The sequence below is a fragment of the Brakhagea baltica genome, assembly GCF_052161605.1.
Classification (GTDB): Bacteria; Planctomycetota; Planctomycetia; order Pirellulales; family Pirellulaceae; genus JBKCUI01.
In genome coordinates, this window is sequence record NZ_CP197409.1 from 2,169,903 (window position 1) to 2,191,679 (window position 21,777).

The window sequence follows — 21,777 nt, forward strand, 5'->3', positions numbered from 1 at the left end:
TGATCGTTCACCGTCTTCTGGGGTGAGTGGTCGAGTCCATAGTTGACGTGTGTTTCGTGTAGGCTTGATGCGGTGCTAGGACCATCGCACGGCTGGATTTTGTTGTTCTCGTCACGATGTGCTTCGTGGCGAAGATATTTGTAATTGTTTTTGTTTACCTGCATTCGAGCATCTTTGTCGCTCGATGCGTGAGTTTAAGAAGGAAGTAGTTCTGTGAAGATTCGTGTAGAAAAACAGATTGGGGATTCCGTTCTGTCATTTGAAACTGGTGCATTAGCGAAGCAAGCAACTTCGAGTGTGTTATGCCAATACGGTGAGACGGTTGTTCTGATAGCCACCGCGACGGGACCATCTAGGCCGGGAACCGATTTTTTCCCTTTGACGTGCGATTACCGAGAAAGGTTTGCTGCAGCAGGGAAGTTCCCGGGTGGATTTCTCAAGCGTGAGAGCCGTCCCACAACCAAGGAAACCCTTACTAGCCGTCTCATCGACCGACCGATTCGTCCTCTTTTTCCTGAAAGCTTCCACGATGAAGTTCAGGTCCAAGCGATCGTTTTGAGCAGCGACGTTCAGAATGATGCAGATGTTTTGGCGATGAACGGGGCAGCCGTTGCACTTTATATCAGTTCCTTGCCGTTCCAAGGCCCGATTGCATCGTGTCGAGTGGGCAAGATCGAAGGTAAGCTGATCGCATTCCCGACTCACGCTCAGCTTGAGGAAAGCGAATTGGACATGATCGTTTCCGCGAATCAGCGCGAAGTGGTCATGATCGAAGGCTTTGCCCAGGAAATGCCTGAAGCTGAGATGCTTGAAGCGATCAAATTCGCACATGACATTTGCCGTCAAGTTATCGAGCTTCAAAACGAGTTTCATGCCAAGGTCCAGCCAGTCAGGGTTCCGTACGAATCTCCTGATGACACCGAATTGATGGGCAAGATTCGCGCTGGCTACTACGATCGCTTCAAGGATGCCAAGCAAATCGAAGGCAAGCAGGCTCGCAATGAAGCGACAAGTGCTCTCCAGAAAGAGGCTCTCGCAGCCTTGATTCCTGACCCCGCAGCAGAAGGTGCCGTTTCGGTCGATTTCTTCAATAAGGTTTGGCATCGATTTGAAAACGCTGTTGTGCGAGATCTGATTCTATCCGGACGACGCAGCGACGGTCGTGATGCAAAGAGTTTGCGAGCCATTCATTGCGAAACGGACTTGCTCCCTCGAACTCACGGTACTGCTCTGTTCCAAAGAGGCGAGACCCAGGCATTCGTCACTGTGACCTTAGGGACTCCGAGAGACGAGCAGCGAGTCGACGGCTTGGTCGATGAATACAGCAAGAAATTCATGCTCGACTACAACTTTCCATCCTTCTCGGTTGGAGAGTGCCGTCCGATCCGAGGCCCCGGTCGTCGAGAGATTGGTCACGGCATGCTAGCCGAACGATCGCTTGAGGCAGTCCTGCCTGATCCAGAAGATTTCCCTTACACCATTCGGGTGATCAGCGATATTCTGGAAAGCAATGGGTCGTCGTCCATGGCCAGCGTTTGCGGTGGTTGCTTGGGGCTGATGGCTGCTGGTGTGCCGATCACGAATCCCGTCGCTGGTATCAGCATCGGCATGATTCGAGAAAAAGATCAATACGTTCTGTTGACCGACATCATTGGCGACGAAGATCACTTTGGCGATATGGATTTCAAGATCGCTGGTACACAAAACGGAATCACCGGTATCCAACTAGATCTCAAGATCGATGGCATTAGCGAAGAGATCATCCGTGGGACTCTTAAGCAAGCCCGCGAAGCAAGAATCGAAATTCTGCGAAAGATGCTGACCTGCATTCCACGACCTCGCAGCGAGACCAGTCGCTTTGCTCCGCGATTGTTGCGAACCAAGATCGATCCAGAAAAGATCGGTGCTTTGATCGGTCCTGGAGGAAAGAACATTCGGGCCATTCAGGAAGACACTGGTGTAACCATCGATGTCGATGACGAAGGAAACGTAACAGTCGCTTCTGCTGATGCTGAATCCGCCCGAATCGCAATCGGTCGCGTAGAAGCCTGCACGGCGACGGTTCAAATTGGCAAGATCTACGACGGTGTCGTATCTAGCGTTCGTGACTTCGGTGCGTTCGTTGAGATTCTGCCGGGCAAAGATGGGCTTTGCCATATCAGCGAATTGTCTTCTGGCTATGTTGCATCGGTTGACACTGTTTGCAAAGTGGGAGATGCCATGAAGGTTATTGTGATCGACATCGACGATCACGATCGAGTTAAGCTTTCTCGACGACGTGCACTCGAAGAGCTAGGGATCCCAGACGAGTTGGCCGAGAGCGTTGAAGAGGACGAAGAGGATTTGTCCGATGACGACTTTGGCGGCGATGACCTGGGTGAAGACATCGGATTCGGAGATGCTCCAGAGCGCACAGCGGAACGCAGTCCAGAGCGTAGCGGTGGTGGCGGACGTAGTCGCGGTGGTGACCGAGGCGGCGATCGTGGAGGTCGCGGACGCGGTGGCAGCGGCGGTGGATCCGGTAGTGCCGGAGGATCCGGTGGTGCTGGCGGTGGATTCCGACGAGGAGGCAGTCGCGGTGGACGAAGCCGTGGACGCTCTGGTGGCGGCGAACGATCTGGTGGCGGCGAGCGATCCGGCGGAGACCGTCGTTAAGGTCTAAGTCTCTGATTGCTCCACAAGCGATTGATAAACCAAACCCTTTGCATTGCTATCGCAACGCAAAGGGTTTTTTATTTGTACAATGGAAAAGCGGGCTCAATTTCCAGGGAGGACGTGTCCCCACGTGAGGGCTGGCTCCAAAGACGCACAGAGAGGACTCCGATGATACTCAACTTGTAGCAGCTACGGGCGATGCGTTCGAATCTGAGAGCAGCGAACTTGCTTTGGAACACAGTGTTGACTCACTGGACACAGGGGAAGTTTTGCAGTTGGTAGGCATCCTTGACAGTGGTTCACATCGCAAAGCGTTGATTCTCAAGGTTGCCACACAAGAACTACTTTCCTTTGAAGTCGGAGAAGGTCCGACGGCCGATGAATTTAGAGATGACGGACAGGAATTTGCAGTAGACCAGATTGAGTCCGATTGCATCTGCGTCGTTGTGAGCTTTTCGTTCTGCTTTCGTTTCTGTGAACGAACGATTAACGGATTTCACCGATTCGGCATTCAATATGGCTATCTCTTCAGCGGGAACCGGAAAAGCCAACAGTTGGCGTGGGGCAACGAACTGCTTGTGTGACAAACAGTGCATTATCACTCTAAACAGGTCTGCCATATAGCGATGATCGCTGAGTCGATCCCCTAACAGGCCACATTTGAGTTCTTTGTTTCGATTCTCACTTTCCCTTCGTTCGGCATAATGGCGATATACCAGTTGAGGGTTGTCGACCACCTGCATGCGATTACTTATCAAGACGCGAAGTGCAATACAAGATTGAACTCTTTCCCCTCGATTATCGAGGGGAAAGAGTTCGTCGTTATGCCAAAGATCGACAATCGGCGATTCTACAGTAGCAAATCCTGTAGGACGTCACCAAGTGCAAGGTCGTGATCGTCAGTCTCCTTGTCTGCTTTGTAACCCATGAGGCTCCAATCAAACTCGTCGGCTAGGTCATCGTCCAAATCTATGAACGCTCCCAAGTCACTGCCCGAGTTGGAGAGCTCATGGTCTCCGGAGGCATACGAATGAGAGGCGTTCCAATCGGATCCCAATTGCTCAGCACCACCAACCAACGGAGCTTGGAACCACATGTCAGCCGAGAATTCTCCCTCACCCTCACCGAGTCCCTCTCCTCCCGAGTTAGAGACATTGCTGTTAATGTGGTTGATGATTGCCAAAACATCCAATGAGCCCACTACGGAGTCCCCATCCACATCGAGGAATGGAGGCGTAGGTCGATTTAGAGGCAGCGGTCCGCCTCCGGTCGCGTTGATATGGTTGATAACCTGCAACACATCGATTGCGGAAACAAATCCGTCGCCGTTGACATCGAAGCGATTCGATTGATTCTGATGCGGATTCGCATTGATTCGCACCAAGTAATCCTCGACTTCACCTGCACCGTCTGGTCCGAGAGACGTCAAATTGCGCTGCGTACTCAACCGAACTCGGACACCGATGTCTCTGTTGGTCACAGCACCGGGGGGCACATTGACCGGAATGGTAAAGTCGCCGCTTGTGAAGGTTTCCAGGACCGCAAGTTTTTCGCCTGCATCCTCGAACGAGCCGTTACCGTTAAAGTCGATCCAGATGTGGACATAGGCTATCCTGGAAATCGACGCACCCTGAACATTGACAACAATGTTGCTTTGATACGCCGCGGTCATCTGATTGACGGTCACACCGTCATCGTCATCGAGATTCGGCAGCCGAGCATCCGCGTCAGCGGAAACGGTATTCCCGAGCGAGAAACCTTCTACAACGATGTGGCTTGGTCCGTTATCAGCGCGTCGGCTGATATATGGCGCAGGAAGATCACCATAGTCTCTGCCTTCACCCAGGAAGATCGTTGTTACTGTCGAGCCGTCAAGTTCGGTCGCTCTCATCGCATTTCCAGCGATGTCTCGAATACCACTTATTGAGGAAACCCCCGTACCGGCGACTCCCAACGCACCTTCAACAAGAATGTTAGCCCCGGACTGAGTAACGACCACATTCACAAGGTTGCGTGATTCGATAACATCCTTAACGATCGTAGCAACTTGTACGTTGGTCGAAACGGCATTGAGATCGATTTCGATTGGAATCGAGGCTGCCCGACCCGGCGCACCAACGACTTGAATCGCAGTGTTTGTTGCTTGGAGTCTAAGGTCAATCTGGTTCCCAACCGCAATAAACCCACCGCCTGAGCTTGCAGCGGTAACAGCCAATCCGGCACCGTTGATAGCAGCCGCAATGTTTTGGGCCAAGGTATTGGTATTGGTCGAAAGAATGACCGGCACTCTGCCTGCCCCCACCGTTCCCGTTTCGGTAAGTTCAAAAGTAACCACCGTATTGGCTCGTTGGACTGCAAACGTTTGTCCCGAAAAGACACCTACCGTCTGGCCAGCAAGCGATGGAATTCGGAATCCGTAGGTCGGCGTAACACCGGTAGCCCCACTCACTCCCAAACTACTCGTGTCTGGCAATACTGCTACGGACTTGTCCCCAAGGATCTGCAACTGACCTCGACCGATCGACTGAATCCTTAAGTTGAGTACTGTCGATCGAACGACACCGGCAATCTTTTGTGCAACGACGTCCGGAAGATCTTGTGCTTCGATAGCGATAGGAATGTTATCAGGCCTTACGTTGTCATTCAGATCGAATTCAAAAGTAATGACCCGAGTTCCATCGTCGATTCGGAAAACGGTACCATCTTGGATTCCGTGGGTCAGACCGTCCTGACTTTGAGGCACCACCAAACGAATACCGGTATCGATTTCGAAGTGATGTGTTACTCGATTGATATCTTGGATGGAGATCGTGGAGCCATCTCGAAGATCGCGAGGATCGGCCAAGGTGATCAACGATTCGTTCGAATTGACAAATCGAATTTGGTAGACCGAACCGTTTTCCCAAAGTCCCGAAAGAGGTGTCAATCTGACGATATTGCTAGTTGGGTCGAAACCAAAGCGGTAGTCTTGTCCCTCAACCAGGACATTACCGTCCTTTACGAGGATAATGGCATTCGAGTCAACCGTCGATTGATCGATTCCATTTCCTTGAGAAATGCTGCCCAGGATTGACGAATCTCTTAGCTGAATGTCGAAGTAGTTGAGCGTCGCTCCAATCACTTCTACGATACCGACTGCACTGTTACGATCCGTGCCAGCTGCGTCATTATCGCGAGGGTTCAAAGCAAAAGCGGATGGCCCTACAAAGTCAGACCGATCGAAAGCACCGCGATCTTTAAATACCGACTCACCTAAGCCTGGAGGTGCCGCAACAGAGGGATCGTCCACTCGTTGCTGGCCTGTGATATCTAGGTTGGGAGCGATGATTGGCGAATTTGGCAACCCGAGAGGTAGCTTAACAGCAACCAGGGATGAACGGTCCTCAAGCGAATCGATCGAAGAGTCGATGAGTCGAGACTCGCGTGCTGGATACAAGATGCCTTTACCCGGATTAACGAACAACGGTAGGTTGTTCGGTACGATGATCGGGAATTGACCCGTTGATCCACCGGCAACATTTTGGGTGTTGTTTTGGTAGAGCGTACCACCAACAACCGTCGACTGACTGGTGCTGGCTATCGATAAACCGAGGCTGTTATTCACCAGTACATTATTCATCAAGGTTGGGCTAGCATTGCCACCGACCGAGATGCCTGTCCCACCTGGTGCATAGACTGTTGCTGGCCTGGTTGACAACGCCCCAACGGCGTCAATGTCTGCTCCAACAGAGTTGCCAGAGGTTGGACCTTGGTTGGGTTCATCTCGCAAGCGAACAAACTGCAATTGGCTTGTGGAGTTGAAACCATACGCATCGAGGTCGATGTAGCGATTGGCAAGAGTCGTAGTACCAACAAATGTCCAGTTGACACCATCTGCACTGACCTCGACCAAGACGTTCTCCGATTGGCCAACTTGGTAGACGGCCAAATCGGGACGTGCATCGTCGGACCCGGTAAGAATGTTATCGGTAAACTGAAGCACTAGAGTACCCCCGCGTCCCAGGGAGACAGCTCCCTGACCGGGTTGAGGTTCTCCAATACCGGTGTAGTTTGGAACACCTATCGCAGCAGTTGCATCCTGCAAACCTGGAATCGGTGCAGGACCGCCACCAGCTGTCGGATTATAACTAACCACTCGATCCGCAAACGACATGCTACCAAAGCTGTAGAAGTCTCCCTCGAAGGTAGCGGCTGGAGTAGCAGTGAACTCCGCTACGGCACCACCAACGATGGTATTATTAACAACCCTCGCGAATGGTAGGGATGCAGTTGGAACGTTTCCGGTAACCGTATCTCCCTCGATTCGGATTCCACCGGCACCGTTTTGGAACAACACGTTGTTCACTACCACGGCCCCCGGTGCTAGCCGCTGATTGTTCAGCGTGATCAAGTTGCGGACAGCGCCTGGATTCGGAGCGTTCGAAAGTGGATCACGCTCGTCGGCTGTAATCTCAATTCCAAAGCCGTTCGAGAAAGAAACCTTGGTGCTCGAGATAACAACTTGTCCTTGCTCCCGCTTGATGTTTCTATCACCCTGCGCGGTTCGCGAATTTACAACGACACCAGCATTTGACGGCAGCGTCATCGTTAGCGTACCAACGAGAATGATATCCGTTCCGTTTACTCCAGAAGTCGACCCATCGGTGGAAATCGCACCTCCCCGAATCAATGACTGTACCGTCGGAGAGTTGATAAGGTCTCTAACTCGTGCTGCAATGACAGCTGCCGACTCTCCAATCATCGGGTTAAACGGAAGTCGAATATTGCCTGGTCGAACTCCGAAACTTGGTGACGATGGGGATTGAGAGACATCCTCAAATTCCAAGTTTACGACGTTGGTGCCGTCGGTTAACTGAATGACTTGGCCGTCTGCAATATTGGCAGCAGAGTTAAATCTTACCACCTGAGAGTTGGAGTGGACTTCATTTGGTGCAAATCCACGTACGAGATCGATACCGCTTTCAAATCTTGGAACACCGTATTCGGCACCACCTCGGATTTCGAGCTGATAAGTTCCCGTAACAATCCCGCCAGTACCAACGGTTGTGAAGGTAGTATCTTGAGGAGCGTTAGCAACCTGCTCACCACGTTCTGCTACCGCAATGATGAAGTCATCGAGGAACAAACCTTCGAAGCCATTGTTCTGCGAACGCAAGGCAGGTCTGTTCGGAGCGGGGAGACCCCATTCCGACAAGGCGTCTTCTGGTCGTAGTCCTGCAATAGTGAACGGACCTGGGTCGTTCACTGTCACTCCGGTCATGTCGATAAACGCCCCGCGTCTTGCAAAGACTTCAAAGCTCGAGTTGCCCGCGAGAGCTCCGACCAATGCGTTGCGAATGCTCGTGGCAACCTGCTCGGCCGTCATCGTTTGAGTAACATAAACGGGGACCGCAGTGGTGTCATTGAGCCCATTGCCTCCAGTTAGTCGCAAGGAGGAACCGGTTGGAAGAACCACGCTTCGTGCTCCATCGAGCTGAATCCTGTTTTCCGCAATAGAGATGTTGAGTCGAGGTGTAACGTCTACCGTCAGTTGGTATTGCCCCTGCGAACCGCCAGCCGTTCCACTGCCTGCCACGTTGGGATTGTAGTTTACATTGGTTGATCCCGAGACGCCGATGAAGTACACACCATCGGCAGGTACGGTAAACGTAATCTGAGAATCCCGGCTACCGCCAAAATCATTGTTGGCGAACAATTGACGTCCAACGCTATCGAAGATTCGCAAATAGGGGTCGAGTGGGGAGGGAGGAGTCACCTCTGTTGCACTGGCTCGAACCACAACTTGCGACCCAGCTTGCAGATTCATTCGAACCAGATCGATGTCTCGGTCCGGGGTAGCAGCCAAGTTTGGATTGTCGCCGATCGCCCCGATGCCTCGGTAAATTCCACCCTCGCCGTTGATGCCAACAGAGAGAGCTCGATCCAAGGTGTCCGAACCGCCAGCGGGGTCCGCCAAGTTGATGTTAAAGGTCGGCCTGGTAAACGTAGCGTTGCTGAGTGCGTCGAAGATCTTTTCAGCGAGCTGAGTGGGCGAATCGGTCGCTTCGTAACGGATGACGTTTCCTGCTGGTGCAGAGCCTGTTCCATTCCAGAGAACAAACTCGGTACCGAGAACCGTCAATGTTTCCAAATTGGTGACCGTAGATCCACTAGGAATGGACAAGGTTGGGCCCATTTCCAATTCGAATCGACGACCACCGACGTTAAAGGACTGACCGTCGGCAAGTTGGTTTCCTGCTAGAGCCCGCATCTCAACGCCACGTCCGCCGAAGAATCCGTACCCCATACCACCTGCTGTACTGAATTCGAATCGTAGCTGAACATTACGATTTCCTGCAAACTGGCCTAGATCAACCCGTGCTTGTCTCCATGCAACTGCAGACGTTCCCTCAACTCCGCCGGGCACGTTATCGATTGCCCGCTCGACTCCACCTTCGAAATCGGTGTTGTCGTTGTTGGTCACAAGCAATTGCCAGGTTCCATTATCGCCCATGCCGTAAACACGGAACGAATCCAACATTCGTTCATTGTTGATTTGGTCGAAAATCGCGTCTTCCGTACTCAAGAAATAATTAAAGTACAAAGTCGGCTTGTCAGCAAAGGTTAGACCTTGAAGTGAGAAAGGCTGTGACTCTAGAACACCCTTTGCTCCACCGGGGAAGTTGTATGTGTTCTCTAGTGGGTTTGCGTTTGCCCTTGGCTGTGCGAGAGGATCTTGCCAAGGTTGCAATCTTTGGTTGCTGTTGGCCAATACATTCTCAAATCCAAAGTACCAGCTTTGCCCACCAAACGTCCCATCGTCGCTGCCGTCTGGAGATGGAGCGACCCCGTGAGCAGGAGCCCCGCCTGGTGTGACTGTATCCAAGGCCCGGCGATTGGTCACGTGCCATAGGTTGAAGTCAAGATTGGAAAACGTGATGCCAGTCAAGCCTGCGATTCCCGTCGAGACCGACGTCGCCCCCCCCGCGAATACTGGCTGAGGAGTACCGTTCACATCGAAAGCATAGATGTTCCCCGCAGCATCCGTGGCGAACAAAATGTTATCATACAGACCACCTGCAACGTTTCGCGGCCCGGAAGTCAAACTGGTGAAGTTGACTCCAATGTAGCTAAAGCTTCCCTCGACGTATTGAGCAATGTTGTTATTGCTAACCGAGTTCAAGAACTGAGGTGCAACACGATAGAGACCGCCCTGGTTGCTAACAGCGTAAAGAGCACCACCGACCTGGGCGATACCAGTTACCAAACCGCCAGGAGCGATTCCCACGATTCTAGCACTGCCGCCTGCGGATACGAGCGTAGCTCCCACGAACTGGACGATGTTTCCATTTACGGAAGCAGATAGTCCGGCAAATCCGGCGGTATTAGCAGCTTGCGCAATTCTTACCGCGATGGTAGCAGCAGTATCTTGTGCCAAGAAATTAACGGCGATGCGCCCCGCACCAACAGTTCCGTTGGATCCCAAGTCACGAGCAACGTTACGAGCGATAAGAGTTCCGAAAGAGCCAGTCGTTGCGCCGCTAAAATTAACGCGATTTCCGTCGAAACCGATTTGAATGGTCGGAGCAATCGAATTACGCAAGGACTCAACAAACTGCTGATTCGTCATGCTGCTGTTGTACGAAACAATACGTACTCCTGGCACAACAGGTGGAGTCGCCGCTGTCGAAATTCGGTAAATTTGACCATCGATCGTGAATTCGTCACCATCCAGTAATGCTCGACCTGGGATGGACGGATCGAACTGCAATGCGAGTTCTGGACCACTGTTCATCTCCAGTGTAACGAGTGTACCAGCGGTGGTACGAACCGTTATCAGATCACCATCGCGGATGAGGTTTCTGGTGGTATTGCCGACCACTTCGGTGGCTTCCGTTACGGCAACACGCTGGGAGGTTGCACCAGCGGGGGCTTCAGTACGAATGTACCCTCGCTCGGTAATGTTCGTTCCCGCCCCAAGAATGACGTCTGGCCCGTCGGCAATCGCGATGTTGAACTGATCGTCCACGCCAGGACTGCTTATTCCCAAGCCCGTATTGGGATCAAACCTGTACAGGATGTTGGTGGAACGGTTTGCATCAACACCTCGTCCAGGAGCCCGATTCGCAACCACGAACCCTGCCTCCGTTGTATTGCCGTCAATTCCAGCAAACGTTAACGCACTGAAGCTAAGGCCAACATTATGCACCTCTAGTTCCAGAGTTGGGTTCAATTGTCTGGTTATCAAACCAAAGGAATCTGTCACCTGTGAGGCACCCGTCCCAGCGTCGATAAGAACATAGCCAGCCGTGCCATCATTCTGGACAGCCGTTCGACTTTGGAATCCACGTATATCCCCATTGGGACGGATCGCAAACGAATCCAAGAAGGTCGAGGTGCGTCCCGCATAGTTAGAAACCTCACCCGTGAACGGATTGGCTATAAAGACATCCGAGGCATTGGAGGCGAGCCCCCCCAACAAATACATGGGAACGTCGCCAAAGTTATACGCAACTCGCGACGAGGTCGGCAGGAATTGGGGAACGATCGGTGCTGAGCCCAAGTTTGCTCTTCTGTCTCCGACACGATCCTCAACAATGTTTTGGTTGCTGTTAATCGGTGTGATACGAATACCGTTGGCGGTCGCGTCTGATGCATTTCTGTCATTGCGATTCGCTACGACCGACGGGGCCTGGTTGCGGCTAGAGATTGCCACAAAGTATCGTCCTGCGGGAAGCTCAACCGATCCTAGGAATGGATCAAGCGTTCCGGTCGATCCTCGGCTTAGGTCAAAGTTGCCGGCCGACGACAACGAGGTCGAGCGATCGTCGGTAATATTGCTGTCACCCGAAATATAGATCAGATTGCCATTGCTGTTGAAAACGTGAAGGGAAAGATCTGCACGCCCAATACCATCGGCATAATCAAGATCGAATACCGTCGAGAAGTATTGCGCTAGCGGGGTTTCTAAAAGTTGATAATCGATATCGAATGAGTACCAATCAATATCGCCTGGTTGCGCAATGCTTCCTGCTAGCGAGATAGCACGACGATCTGTGCTTAACAGATTGCCGAGATACTGGGCATTCTCAAACGTATTATTGTTAAAGGTTGGAGTGTTGATCTCCGCCGTTTCTCCGAGCAATGGAGAGTGACGTGGAACCCCACGCAGCGCAATACCGGTTTGAGCATATCGAATATCAGCATACATGATGGACGAACCAGGATGCTCTTGGGCCTCGCCCAATCGAACTTGTAACTGATAAGCCCCTCGCGATAGCCCTTGTCCAACCGACGTGGGATCGCTCAAAGCGGGCGTTCCGGCTGGTTGCGAAGGACTTTGGTTGCTGCTTCTAACCCGAATATGATACAAGCTGGTTACGGAATCCTGACCTGGCAGAACGACTCGGAATCCCGCATCCAGTGGATTGGTGCTGAAATCATCGCGTGCTTCGTTTCGCAGCGAAGTTGTCGGGGCTTGCAGAAGCGAACTCTTGCGCAGAGGATTCGCAGAGTTGCCCGGCAGAATCGAATAGATCGGATGGGTATCAGGGCTGTTTTCTTCTAAATAAGAATTGTCCGAAAGAGCTAAGATCGTTCCATCTTCAGCAATCAATTCCACCACGGTGTCGAGACCAAAGGTGGTGCGATCGATATCCAACCATACCTCAGTCCTTCCTTTCGCGAAGAAACTGTAAACATCGACATCGCTGTTCTTGTTGATCGTACCATGGATCTGGAATCCGAGTCGTGCCGTTTCATCACCTCCATTGAGAGATGATGCTAGCTGTCCCAAGAACTGTGCGGTTTGAGGAGTGTCGTTACCAGCGGGGGCACTCGCATTGTTCGATTCGATCTCGTGAATGACGGCGATGTTGCGATCGTTGCTGTTGGTAAGCAACTCGATACCTCGCCAATCACCGGGCAGTGCAGCAGACGCCGGATTGGCAGGAACGAGTTCCAAGAAGCTCATCATTGTCGCAGAAGTTGCGTTGGGATCGACTCTCCAGCTGAAGGCTGTCGTTATGTCTCCCAGTCCGAACACATTGCCCAGCACAGGGTCGGTGAATAGTGGCAAGTTATCCAGGTTAATATTACCCGGGATGGTATATTCCGTACCGACGGTTTCAATATTCGTTAAAAGGTTGCGGAAGGAGTCTGCAGCCCAGCCTTCAAAGCTCGCGTTGATAAGATTTCCGCCTGGGTTGTATATACCGCCGTGCGCGAAACCGATCCGTTCAGGACCATCCAATGTAAATGCTCGGAAATCATCCTCGCCAGGTGTACCGACTAGATACAGTAAGTCATCTGATGGCAATAGAACATCTTCGTCTAGGTAGTTGATGAAGAGCATGTCGCCAAGAGGTGAGTCACTCTCCAATGACAGTCGGTTGAATACCGTAGCAATGCCGTTCTCCATGAACGACTCAATCGTCCAGCGAACTTCATTGCCACCATTTCCAACAAACGTACCTCGACTTACAACGAAGTCGTCGCGAATCAATGTCGGTGGTTGTGTAATGTTGGTCGAACCAAGCTCAATAGCCCCACCGTTGATGCCGACATCAATGAAGTTGAAGAACTCGAAAATGGCGTCGGTATTCGAGAATAGGGTTGTATTACCCTGTGCAGAAATGCCCCCTCCGAACCCATCCGGCACTGCGAAACCACTCCGACCTCCAGCCCCTACTTGGAAGGAAAACTGACCAGGAATTCCGACTGCTACGTCATTATCGATCAAGGTACCGTTGTTAACTTCCGGCCCGGTGGGAAGTCTACCCGCTACAGATCTCAAGTCCTCAATCGTATCAAGATTGGGGCGTCCATCCGGTGTGAATCCAGCTCCAACCGTATTGTCACTGAGCGATGTCAGGATCACAGGTGCGTTTGGTTGACCGATCAACGAAACACTTCCTCCAATCCGATCCTCAATGTCAAGCAAAACCCCGGTTGCCGTAAAGCCTGCATCCTGACCTTGAAGCTTTACAACCAGGCTTTGACCGTTCTGGCTCATCAGCTTGACGCCACCAAAGCTGTAAGTGTTCGACGAGACGACTTCACCTCGCAGAACGTGAACGATATCCGAATCGTCCCATACGGACTGAGTGGTTAAGATGCCTGCACGAACCTCCATGCCATTGATGAGGTTATCAGCCAACCGGTTGCCCTTTACCAATGGCCCCTTGTTGCCGACTGAAGTATCGACAATCCCAATGTTGCCCGTCATGCGGCCACGGTCCACCACCAGTTCAGACGTGAGGGAATTGACGTCGATATTGATCGCGGCACCACCGTTACCAGAGATCACGTTATTAACGATAACTGGCTGAGCACCACGAACGAAAATGGCGGCTTCGCCATTAGTTCCTCTACCAACCCTGGTCGGAGAGGTAGAGCCCTCGGTTCCAGAAGCACTATCTGTTATGCGGGAGTTAGCGATACGTACGTCCGCTTGATGGATCTCGATAGGATTGAAAGAGGCGAAACCACCCTCAATACGTGTTAATCCTCCAGCATAAGCAATGCGAACATGGTCGATCGACGCGGCACTGGCATGTCCGACGAAAATCCCACCCCAGTTTCCTGGAGCTGCGACGTCCGACACTACGGAAGTCGTAGTCCTAGATGTTCCTCCAATACCGTAACTGGTGTCGAGCAAGGAAGTGATAATGATAGGAGCTTCTGGGGTCCCCTCGGCTATCAGGCTTCCACCCTTGCGTACCTCGATGCGTGCGTCTTTCGCCTTGATAAGAATTCCTGGATCAACTACCAAGCTACCATCCAATCGAGAGCGGACCGTTGCTGTGGTCACATTCAATGGTTGCCCCGTTACTGTTCCGTTGTCTGTGAAAGTGGTGGCAACAGCATCGAGTTGAGCAACGAAAGAATACGTGCCCCCACCCGTGGCGTCACTACGATAAAGACGTCGGCTAACAATTCCTGTTCCCTGAATGACAGGAGGGAGATTGGACAAGCGTATCGATGTGTCATCCCCAACGGTTAGCGAATCAGTTGGCGTCGATGCGATTCCCTCGTTCCCATTCGCGTCAACATAGACCAGACGGTAGTTGTAGGTCCCCGCAGCCAATGAACCGGTCGGTAAAGCCGAAAGAGTGACTAGCGTCGTTGGTGGAGCCACCGAGTCGACGATTCCCCCACCAGGCTGCCCTTCGATAATCAGGTTTTCACCGAGGATGTGTACGATATCCGTGTCGTTAAAGCGAGCCGCGACAGTAACGGTCTCGAGACTTCCCGCCACGCCTGTTGACGTACGCACAAAAAGGCCGTTCAAAGTATTGTCAACAATTCGGTTTCCGTGAATATCTGGACCAACTCGGTCGTAGTCTGGAATGAAGAAACCTGTCGCTTGTGATCGCGGATCACGGAAATTGTCTTCGCGGAAGCTGTTTGGCGTTGCCGACATTGCCGCGTCAGCACTACGTGTTACCAAGCTGTTCGCAATCGTCGGGCGAGAATCAATGATGTTGATCGGCGTGATGACCTGCGAAACACCATCGACAATGACTTGACCACCACCAAACCGAATATCGGAATGGTATATGGTATTTAAGAACAAACCATTTCGCTCCCGATCCGTCCTCGTCTCATCCGAACCGTCGATCTTGTTTCGGAAATCGATTCCGCCCCAATCTCCAGGTCTTGCAGCGGGTGGATTCAAGTCTGGGTTGACACCGACACCGGTACGGTCGTTGATCGACGTGATGATAACTCGCGCATCGGGAGTTCCGAGTACCTGCAATGCACCGCCGCTACGGTCGACGCTCACGGTCGAACTGCCCACGCCGATGCGAGATTGCCCCATCTTGATGATCGCACCTGCGTCGATCATCACAGTAACATTTTTGGGAACATTAAAGAACGCACCGTCCGCCAGAGCTTGCCCGAAACGATTGGTACCGATTTCATAAGCTCGGTTCTGACTGTTGCCTAGGATACGAACTACGACATTTCGGTTTCCGTTTAGATTCGCATTTGACAAGCTTTGAGCGGCAGTCATCGCTTGGCTAATCGTGTTAAACGGGCTCGCAAGTGTTCCGGTGCCACCGTTCGCAGCGGTCTTGTCGACCCAGACAGTCAATACCGAGGTATCAGGTGTGCCAGGAACGGCAGTAGCGCGATCGGGCCGAGTCGGAATAAACCAAAAGTTGTGAGTTCCGCCAGGTTGCCCATCACCATTGCCATCAAGTCGCGTTGGTGCGCCGTCGCTATCTGTCAAGGATGTCAGCGCTGGTGGTGCGAAATCGATTCTCAGCTGATAGCGTCCTTCGGATTTCCCACCCATACCCGAATCTTCGATGAGCGGGTTGTAGTTCGTATTGCCCTTTGCACTAACCCCAACTGCATAGATTCCGCCCGGCAAGAAATCTAATCGGATGTGCGGATCGTTGCTGAAGTAATCTTCGTTGGCAGCGATCTCTACCCATCGAGGATTGCTCGTTGTTCCTTCGTTCCGGAAAAGTCGCAAGGAAGCGTCGAGTGTGCTTGAATTTGCCAAACGCTCGGCTGCAACCTCAATGTTTACAGCTCCACCAGAGGCAGGAATCTCAAAGCGATAAAGATCGATATCTTTGCTTTCCGGACGATACATGAATTGTCCGTGAACAATGTCGTGATTGCCCGGGAAAACTCGTTCGGTGTTAGGATCGGTAATCGGTGCATTATTCTGAACCGTTGGCTGAGGCATTTCATCAGCCGTTCCCCAACCGAGCAATACTCCGATACCACGCATGAAGGATCGGAACAGTTCCGAACCAAACTCGTTGTCGGTTGCTGCATTGAAGTCCTGGATATCGATGATGACCGCCGAGACGCTAGCATTCGCGAGCAATGGACCAGCAGCAAACGATCGGCCCCCTTCGCGATTAGGCTCCACAGGAGTCAAAGAAGTCAGCGGATTGATCGCCAACATGTCACCGACTGCAATCGTGAGTCCGAGGTTGTCACTCTCTTGAAAGCGAACGCCGAAATACTTTTCATACAACGAAAAGATCTGCCTCACCATATCCTTTTGTGGAGCGGTGATGGCATTTAGCTGAACGCTGTTGTTGGCAGTTCCCAAAGCTGACGCAAAATTATAATTGATGACTTCAATGCCATCTTGATCGACGCGGTTGACGTGTCTTTGATAGCGATTGTTTCGGATGCCGGCTTCATCGTTGGCACCTGGGAAGTCTAAAGGAAATGGAGTGGTGTTCCGAATTTCGGATTCCACAATCACAGCCCGTGCTCCTCCGCCCATCGTCCATGCACCGCCTAGATTAAAGGCAGTATCGAAACGGGTTCCCGGCTCGGAGTTGACTGGAACCTGGGTTACTCCAGCGTTGACGGCGGGCTGGTTGTTGCCGATCCGGAGCCTTAGCGTGGTGACGGGCAGAATGTTTCCGTTCGAATCTGCCAATTCGTCTAAATTGCGATTAAAGGTAAGCGTTACACGATTAAGAACCGCATCATAGTTTACGGCCGACGGTTGGAACGCAATATCGTCGAGACTCGTTAACGTATTATTCGTATAGACCAACTGGTAGTACTGAGGGCGAGTCGCCTCGTTTATATTTAGTTTGTCATCATTAAAGTAAACATGAATGACATTTCGCAACTGAGTCAGCGTAGCCCCCGAGCGAACGACTGGCTGCGGGACGATCGACTGAATCGTTGGTCCTAAGTCCAAATCGAATCGTACCGATCTCGAGACGCCACCATTGAACGGCAGACCTGCAGTACTTCGCAAAGCAAATGGACCGCTGCCCAAAATATCGATCAAGTACGCATCGTCAGGAAGCGTTTCCGCAAAACGAACCACGACCTCTCGGTCCGTATCACCGAACCCAATAAAGTTGGGGATCACGGCAACATCGTCGCCCGCGACCAATGTCAACGGAGAATAGGTGGTCGGATTGGCACCCATTCGTGTAACAAGAGATCCACTGACCAATCGTGCGTTAACCAATGCACTCGCTTCGAACGAGTTGTTGATCGCATCGATGAATTCCCCTACAGTCGTGGAGAACCGGATGTTGCTGTTGACTTCGACGCGAATGGTTCGAGGACCAGATTGCGGTCCATGGACCGAGACCTCGGGAAGCCCCGCTCCACCGAAATCTCTCGAAACGACTTCAATGCGAGTCCCGTTGCCGGCAGCGCTAGGCAAAGTTGACAAAAACTCGACTTGCAAAGCATTGCTCGACGAACCTAAGTTGGAGGAAACGCGTGCCGCGTCCGCCCCTCGCAACGAGTAAACCTGCCCTACAGGAACGGTCGTCGCAATGACCGTCGACTCCACCCCGCGGAGTCGCTTGACCAAAACTTTTGACGCTACGGTCTGATCCTCGGTCATTGCTTGAATCAAATCAGCAGCCGTGGTTTGCGAGCCGGTTCGTGTGTTGACTTGTACGTTGATGCGATTGCCGTCGACCGATAAAACTGGCCAACTGATTGGTCGTCCAGGTACTCCCGTGGTTCGGGAAACACTGCTGAACACAATCTCGACTCCAACCCCCTGCTGCCCAGGTAACGGTGAGCTGAAATCTAGTACGACTTGTCCATTGGTGCCCAAGTCCGTGGAAACATAGGCGGTCTCCAATACTCCATCCGGTCCGGCTCGTTTAATTCGAATGCCGTCCATCAGGGTGTTGGGGTCCAGCCCTGCGGCGTCGTCAAACCGCAAAACGAATTCCCGAGGACTAGTGTTCAAAACCGTAACACTATTTTCCCCAGCAGAAAGTGAAATCTGCGCTCCTTGATTGGGTTGGACTCCGACTAATTGCGGACCAACTGTCATAAGCTGTCGAGCTTCCAGTGTCTCCAACAACGAATAGCGGACCATGTCTCGCTTTCGCTTCTTGGAACGCGAATTTCTTGCCTTTTCACTGGAAAAAAAACCACTTCCGAAACCCACGGTGGTCATCGAAAAACCTCTTGAGGAGCCAAAAACAGGGCGTTGACGATTAGGTGCTCTACACTGAGCTGTGATCTCGAGTCTAATTCGAGCGAACTGCATTGCAACGAATCACTGCCTCAGGATTACGACTTCCTCGCTCGCAAGTCGTTTTCCTTCCTTTACTTGCTGCGAATCTGCCTGCATAATCCGTACAGGTGACACAATGCGATGCGAGCATTGGAGTAAACCCTAACGGTAAAAGTTCCAACTTTTGAACTGCTTGCCCTTTTCAGTCCCAAACCAATCGCGAATCCCGGATGTTTCAATCACTCCAAGATGGTCTTCAGTCCGCCTTTCAAGTTTTGCGTGGCAAAGGAAAACTTACCGAAAGCAATATGCGAGAAGGGCTCGCCATGGTCGAAAAATCCATGGTGGAAGCTGACGTCAACATAGATGTCGTACGAAAATTCATCAGCGATGTCTCCGAAGCAGCCGCCGGACGACGAGTCATACACTCTCTCCGCCCCCACGAAGAACTCGTCAAAATCGTTTACGAACAACTCGTTGAACTGCTCGGTCCCGTCGACAACTCCATCTCGGTGCAACGCGGCAAACAAACCGTCATCATGATGTGCGGCCTCCAAGGTGCCGGGAAAACCACAACCTGCGGGAAATTAGCCCAACTTATAAAAGAAAAGACGTTTAAGCCGTTTTTGGTCGCAGCCGACCTTCAACGGCCAGCTGCCATCGAACAACTCCACGTGCTCGGTCGCCAGCTAAATATCGGAGTTTTCAGCCAAACCGGGGCCACCGATCCGGTCGAAGTCTGCAAACAAGGCCTCCAAGCAGCCAAAGATGCTAATGCAGACTTGGTTATTCTCGATACCGCCGGACGATTGGCCATCGATCAAGAATTGATGGACCAACTAAAGCGTATCGACAAAGCTATTAACCCGAACCAAGTCCTTCTCGTGGTGGACGGCATGACCGGTCAGGATGCCGTCAACAGCGCCAAAGCCTTTAACGAGGCTCTGTCGATCGACGGGGTCATCATGACCAAACTCGATGGCGATGCTCGCGGCGGTGCTCTCCTGAGCGTCAAAGCGGTTACCCAAGTTCCGATCAAATTCATCGGGACGGGTGAACACCTCGATGCTCTGGAGCCTTTCCGCCCCGAAGGCATGGCGAGTCGAATCCTGGAAATGGGTGACATTCTCGAGGTCGCCCGCGAAGCACACCGGCTTATCGACGAAAAGGAACGAAAAGCCCTCGAAGAGCGAATGTCTAAAGGGATTTTCTCCCTAAGCGACTTCCGCGATATGATGCAAAAGCTCCGCAAACCAGGGCTTATGACCAAAATGCTCTCGCTGATGCCAGGGATGGGCGACATGTCCAAAATGATGGCCAATGCCGATAGCGAAAAGGAAATGCGCCGCCTGACAGGGATCGTGGATTCGATGACCCCAGAAGAACGTCGCAATCCGAAACTCATCGACTCTTCGAGACGTAACCGCATCGCCAAAGGCTGCGGCGTTCAGCCCAACCAAATCAGCGATCTGATCAAGCAATTCGAGATGATCGGCCCCATGCTGCAAATGGCGACCTCTGGCAGCATGGCTGACAAAATGAAAATGCTCGGCCAAATGCAAGGCATGATGGCTAACAATCCTTTCAACCCACTTGAAGGTGCAAAACTTAAGGGAAGCACAGGAAAGCGACTCACCCCCAAGGAGCGTGAGCGTATGCAAAAGGAACGCGAACGAGCCCTCCGAAAAAAGAAACGCAAATAGAAAGCCCAACTCATATACTATCGGGCTGCGTCGTTGACTTCCCTTTGAGTGAGATAAACTGCAATTCCGCAGAATCCACCATTGGGATAGAACGCCGCAACAAAGGCCCTTTGAAATCGATCGTTCGCTCCAACTACCACGGAGCGATCGTGATCGATGCTTCAGGTAAAATTGTTTGGTGCGGCAACCGCTGCGATCTACCGCCTATTTACACACAGCTGCCGGAATCCGACTACGGGGCCCGCCTCATACTGCCTGGCTTTGTCGATCCGCATATTCACTTCCCCCAGTACCGGATGATTGCCTCCCACGGCGAGTCACTTCTTGATTGGTTAAATCGGTACACCTTTCCCGAAGAATTGGCTTACGAAAACCCCGATTTCGCCGAGGTTGCTGCCGATCGCTTTCTAGATCACCTAACGCGAGCTGGCACGACCTCATGCCTCGCGTTCGCCACAACGCACCCCGAGTCTGTTGACGCACTTTTTCGTGCGGCCCAGTCTCGCAATATGTCCCTCGCCACCGGAAAAACTCTGATGGACCGAGGAGCCCCCGCCGGATTGCTCGACCGCTCTGACGATTACATCGGTGATTGCATCAATCTCATCAAAGAGTGGCACGGTCGCGATCGATTGAAATACGCCATTTCGCCCCGCTTTGCAGTTACCTCCACCGATTCGCAACTCGAAGCTTGCGGTGAACTCATCCACTCCTTTCCGAACTTACTAATCCAAACTCACCTCTCCGAAAGCCTTGGCGAGGTCGCGAGAGTGCGGCAACTCTTCCCTTGGGCAATCGATTACACCGATGTTTACGATAAGTTCGGGCTCATCACAGAGCGTTCCCTTTTCGCCCACGGCATCCACCTCTCTGAACGAGAGAAAGGCGTACTCGCGGAACGCCAAGCCGCGATCGTTCATTGCCCCACGTCCAACACTTTTCTCGGTTCAGGCTTATTCCGCTGGCGGGAAACCGCAGAGAACCATGCCATCAAGATCGGCTTGGCTACCGATATCGGTGCCGGTACCAGTTACTCAATGTTGCAAACCATGAGGGAAGCTTATTGCATCTCACAGCTCCTGCATAATCGTCTGAGCGTTGCCGAACTTTTCGGTGCCGCGACCATCGGCAACGCCACGCTGCTAGGCTGGGAAAGCAATATCGGCACAATCGAACCAGGAAAGTTCGCCGACCTGGTAGTCATCGATCCACTCGCAACCGAACTGCTTCGCGACAGAGCCCCCCTATCGTCGGACATCACGGACCAACTCTTCGCGTTGCTGATCCTAGGTGACGACCGGGTCATCTCGGAAACCTTTATCGCTGGCAAACCACGAAAAACAAGCCAATAACGGTTCCATCAATAGCCGTAGGAAATCGCTGGAAATGCAATACAATCCGCATGGCAGCCAGCTGCCTGGCTGACAGCTGCATGTTGGCGCAGCCCCTTTCCAA

At 52.2% G+C, this 21,777-nt stretch carries 5 protein-coding genes; 3 read left to right on the forward strand and 2 right to left on the reverse strand.

The annotated features are described in order from the left end of the window. The first annotated feature begins 213 nt into the window (after positions 1–213). Entirely contained in the window at positions 214–2,655 is a 2,442-nt protein-coding gene (locus tag SH449x_RS07990; RefSeq protein ID WP_482380807.1) for a polyribonucleotide nucleotidyltransferase, read from the forward strand. A gap of 341 nt (positions 2,656–2,996) precedes the next feature. Here the strand turns inward: SH449x_RS07990 and SH449x_RS07995 are convergent, their stop codons facing one another. After that, positions 2,997–3,413 carry a hypothetical protein gene (locus tag SH449x_RS07995; RefSeq protein WP_482380808.1) on the reverse strand — a complete coding sequence of 139 codons (417 nt, stop codon included), beginning with the start codon at positions 3,411–3,413 and terminating at the stop codon, positions 2,997–2,999. 92 nt (positions 3,414–3,505) lie between these two features. Then, positions 3,506–18,559, reverse strand: a complete 15,054-nt coding sequence (locus SH449x_RS08000; RefSeq protein WP_482380809.1) for a GEVED domain-containing protein — start codon at positions 18,557–18,559, stop codon at positions 3,506–3,508. Between the two features lie 290 nt (positions 18,560–18,849). Here SH449x_RS08000 and ffh point away from each other — a divergent pair, with 290 nt between their 5' ends. Both ffh and guaD read left to right on the forward strand, forming a co-directional pair. Next, positions 18,850–20,322 carry a signal recognition particle protein gene (ffh, locus tag SH449x_RS08005; RefSeq protein ID WP_482380810.1) on the forward strand — a complete coding sequence of 491 codons (1,473 nt, stop codon included), beginning with the start codon at positions 18,850–18,852 and terminating at the stop codon, positions 20,320–20,322. Between the two features lie 44 nt (positions 20,323–20,366). Beyond that, a complete protein-coding gene (guaD, locus tag SH449x_RS08010) occupies positions 20,367–21,674 on the forward strand; it encodes a guanine deaminase (protein WP_482380811.1) in 1,308 nt (435 codons plus the stop codon). The last annotated feature ends 103 nt before the right edge of the window (positions 21,675–21,777 follow it).

Coding starts and splice junctions, on each gene's coding strand:
- SH449x_RS08000 (WP_482380809.1), bottom strand. CDS start 18,559: ATGACCACCGTGGGTTTCGGAAGTGGTTTTTTTTCCAGTGAAAAGGCA.
- ffh (WP_482380810.1), top strand. CDS start 18,850: ATGTTTCAATCACTCCAAGATGGTCTTCAGTCCGCCTTTCAAGTTTTG.